The organism is Haloferax profundi, from assembly GCF_001469865.1.
Classification (GTDB): domain Archaea; phylum Halobacteriota; class Halobacteria; order Halobacteriales; family Haloferacaceae; genus Haloferax; species Haloferax profundi.
Genome location: NZ_LOPV01000461.1, coordinates 1 through 3,316, shown reverse-complemented (window position 1 = coordinate 3,316; position 3,316 = coordinate 1). Strand labels below are relative to the sequence as shown.

Genomic DNA, 3,316 nt, shown 5'->3' with positions numbered 1-3,316 from the left:
ACCGCGGCCGACAAGAGGAGGTAGTACTGTCCGGGTACCATCTACCGGTCACCCTCCTCGTCGTCGAACAACGTCCGTTTGAGTTCGCGACCGCCGTCGGTCAGGATGGTGCGCATCTGGCCGCCTTCACCCTCGCGGCGAGCGAGGAGGACGGCACCGACGAGCGCGGCGACGAGCACGAGGTCGATGATCTCGAACGCGATGAGCATGCTCTCGCCTGTGACGTCACCGAAGCCGAGGTTGAACATCGTATAGCCGATGCTCGCGGTCAGATTAGCGCCCTCTGCGAATCCCTGTGGGTTCGGGAACGACGCACCGAGGAACACGACTGCCATCACGACGAACAGTGCGACGGCAGCGAGTCCCGGTACGAGGTGCGAACCGAGCTTCAACTGCGGTTTCGTGGTCATGTGCTACTCACCTCCGGATTGATACGCGTCAGCATCACGGCGAACGTGATGAGAATCAGCACCCCGCCGACGTAGACGAGGATTTGCATGGCGGCGAGGAACTCCGCCTGCAACATCACGTAGTGCACCGCGACGCTCAAGAGCGCGCCCCCGAGCAGGAGTGCGGAATGCCAGATGTCCCGCACGAGGACGACGCCCAGGCTGCAGCCCACGGTGATGAGGGCGAACAGCGCGAACGCGATGGTTTCATAAACCATTGTGTGTGTCTCCTTGAGATATCCCTTTGAACATTTCGAGAACGTCCTCAGCGCCCCGTAGCGGACGCGGGTTGACGGTACTCGAACGATTCACTCGCGGTCATGTTACTGATAGTCGACCTCTCCTTCGCCTTCGCCGATCCACGCGTTGCGGTCGGGGTTGCGAGAGTTGAGCGGGTCGATATCCTTGTACCACGGGACGTTCTTGAGCTGTTCTTTGTTGTAGACGAAGTCGTTCTTGGTGTCAGCAGTGAACTCGAAGTTCTGCGTGAGCAGAATCGCGTCGACGGGGCAGACTTCCTCACACAGTCGGCAGTAGATACACTGGCCGATGTGCAGGTTGTACTGCTCGCCGTTGCGCTGGTCGTCCTGAACGATCTGAATCGTGTCGTTTGGACAGACGTTCTCACACTGACGGCACCAGATACAGCGCTCTTGGCTGAACTTGTGGACACCACGGAAGCGCGGACTGACTTCGGGCGCTTCTTCGGGGTACTCGACCGTGAACGTCTGGCCGTCGAGTGCGTGCTTCAACGTCACTGCCATGCCCTTGAGGATTCCAATCATGCAATCACCCCCACGATGATGGCCGTGAGAACCAGGTTGGCGAAGGACAAGACGAGCATGCCTTTCCAACCGATTTCGAGGAACTGGTCGACGCGAAGGCGCGGCACTGCGGAACGCGCCCACTGGGTGAACAGGAAGAACGCCCAGATTTTGATGATGAACCAGACGAACCCGGGCAGGACTGGACCTGCTGGGCCGCCGAGGAACAGCGTCGCCGCGATAGCGCCACCGAGGAAGATGTGGATGAACTCACCCAGGTAGATGAGGACGAAGTAGATAGAGGAGTACTCCGTCTGGTATCCGGCGACAATCTCGGTCGGCGCTTCGGGGATGTCGAACGGGTTGCGGCCAATCTCTGCGAGGTTCGCGATGATGAACAGTGCGAACGCGAACGGGTTGACGAACGCGAACCACGTCGGAATCGCCACGCCGGCGATAGAGACGAGTGGTTCCGCCTGCACGGCGACGATTTCGCTCATCCGAAGCGACCCGGCGAAGATGACGACGGACGCTGCCGTGATGACGAGCGGAATCTCGTAGGCGATGTTCGCTGCGACGGCGCGGAGTGCACCGATGAGCGAGAACTTGTTGTTCGACGCGTAGCCAGTCATCACGATACCGAGCGACGCAATCGACGCCGCCGCGAAGGCGAACGCGAGGCCAGTCTCGGGGTCGGCGAGTTGGATGCCGTTACCCATCGGGATGACGGCGAAACCGAGCAGCGCAGAGAAGGGAATGATCATCGGCGCGATGTCCCACGCGGGACGGTCGACGCCTTCGGGAACGATGAGTTCCTTCGACATCAGACGGACGGCGTCCGGGATGATGACGAGCAACCCGAACGGCCCGATACGGTTGACCGCGATACGGTCACCGAACGCAGCCGTAATCTTCCGCTTCGCCCACGGGCCGGCGATTGCCGTGGTGATGAGCATGATGTTGGCGATGATGAACGCGCCGACGAGCCCACCGACGACGTCGCCGAGGACGCCTTCGAGGCCGAGGAGGCCGCTGATGGTGTCCGGAAGGGTTACTTGCAGACTCATCAACGGTCCACCTCGCCGAGAACGATGTCGAGGCTCCCGAGCGATGCGATCATGTCCGGAATGTACTCACCTTCGGACATCTCGGGGAGCGTCTGTAGGTTCGAGAAGCACGGACTGCGAATCTTGAAGCGCGCTGGCTTGTCGGTGCCGTCGGCGCGCATGTAGATGCCGAGTTCACCCTTCGCACCTTCGACGGCGCGGTAGATTTCGGTGTCCTCGTCCGGCTTGAGGGTACGCGGAACGTTCGCCTGAATGTTCCGTTCGTCCTCTGGCCAGTCTTCGAGCAGGTCGACACACTGCTGGATAATCTTGGCCGACTCCTCGACTTCGCGCATACGCACGAGCAGGCGCGAGAAGTTGTCGCATCCATCTTCGACGACGACGTCCCAGTCGAGTTCGTCGTAGTATCCGTAGGAGTCGTCGCGGCGAAGGTCGTAGTCGATGCCAGACCCACGAGCGACCGGTCCGGTCGCACCGTAGGACTTGGCGACTTCCGGCGGCAGGACGCCAGTCCCGACCGTACGCGCCTGGAGAATCTCGTTCGAGGTGATCATGTCGTGGTACTCCTCGAGTGCCTCCGGCAGGTCGTCGATGAAGTCACGAATCTTCTCGAAGAACTCCTCGCGCGGTTCGGGGAGGTCCCAGACGACGCCACCGAGACGGAAGTAGTTGAACATCATCCGCTGCCCGGTGAGGTCTTCGAGGATGTTCTGGACGATTTCACGGTCCCGCATGGCGTACATGAAGATGGCCGTGAAGTCGCCGTAGACGTCGAGCGCGAACGTGCCGAGTGCGATCATGTGCGACGCGATGCGGCACAGTTCGGCACCCATCGTCCGGATGATCTGCGCGTACTCCGGCACCTCGATGTCCGCGAGGTCCTCCGCGGCGCGGGCGTAGGCCCACTCGTTCAGGAGGCCCGCCGAGATGTAGTCCCAGCGGTCGGGGTACGGCATAATCTGGTGGCGGTAGGTTCCCTGCTGGCAGATTTGCTCTTCGCAGCGGTGCAGGTAGCCGATGTCGGGTTCCAGGTCGA

General features: G+C 61.2%; 5 protein-coding genes. All 5 read right to left on the bottom strand.

Going from position 1 to position 3,316, the window contains the following annotated elements; genetic code table 11:
- Nucleotides 1-41: 41 nt before the first annotated feature.
- Nucleotides 42-410, bottom strand: coding sequence for an NADH-quinone oxidoreductase subunit J family protein (locus AUR66_RS15375; RefSeq protein ID WP_058573144.1), 369 nt, complete (start codon nucleotides 408-410; stop codon nucleotides 42-44).
- Nucleotides 407-667, bottom strand: coding sequence for an NADH-quinone oxidoreductase subunit J (locus AUR66_RS15370; RefSeq protein WP_058573143.1), 261 nt, complete (start codon nucleotides 665-667; stop codon nucleotides 407-409). Before AUR66_RS15370 ends, AUR66_RS15375 begins: the two co-directional genes overlap by 4 nt.
- A gap of 105 nt (nucleotides 668-772) precedes the next feature.
- A complete protein-coding gene (locus tag AUR66_RS15365) occupies nucleotides 773-1,234 on the bottom strand; it encodes a NuoI/complex I 23 kDa subunit family protein (RefSeq protein WP_058573142.1) in 462 nt (153 codons plus the stop codon).
- Complete coding sequence (locus AUR66_RS15360; RefSeq protein WP_058573141.1) at nucleotides 1,231-2,280, bottom strand: complex I subunit 1/NuoH family protein; 1,050 nt, start codon at nucleotides 2,278-2,280, stop codon at nucleotides 1,231-1,233. Before AUR66_RS15360 ends, AUR66_RS15365 begins: the two co-directional genes overlap by 4 nt.
- A partial coding sequence (locus AUR66_RS15355) for an NADH-quinone oxidoreductase subunit D-related protein (protein WP_082682234.1) occupies nucleotides 2,280-3,316 on the bottom strand: 1,037 nt, incomplete at its 5' end. The genes AUR66_RS15355 and AUR66_RS15360, both read right to left, overlap by 1 nt.